1 protein-coding gene is annotated in these 325 nt (G+C 62.8%); it reads right to left on the bottom strand.

What is annotated here, in order from left to right; translation table 11 throughout:
- Positions 1-325, bottom strand: a 325-nt coding sequence (locus tag N3G78_14875; GenBank protein ID MCX8119199.1) for a proton-conducting transporter membrane subunit, incomplete at both ends; no start/stop codon positions are given.

Genomic DNA, 325 nt, shown 5'->3' with positions numbered 1-325 from the left:
ACGTTCCTCCCCCTCGAACGTGAGCACCATGAGCCGCGTCATGTACGCGGCCGTGAGAATCGCCGTCGCCAATCCGATCATCCAGAGCACGCGCCCCCATGGCTCCGGAAGCGCCGGACTCGTCCACGTGCGCCAGAGGATCTCGTCCTTGCTGAAGAAGCCGGAGAAGGGCGGAAGTCCTGCGATCGCCAACCACCCGAAGAGCATCGTCCCATACGTGATGGGCATCGCGCGCTTGAGCCCCCCCATTCGCCGCATGTCTTCCTCATGATGAAGCGCGACGATGACCGAACCGGCACCGAGAAAGAGCAGGGCTTTGAAGAAC

Source organism: Thermodesulfobacteriota bacterium, from assembly GCA_026415035.1.
GTDB lineage: Bacteria > Desulfobacterota > BSN033 > BSN033 > UBA1163 > RBG-16-49-23.
This window is presented reverse-complemented; position numbering and strand designations above follow the sequence as displayed.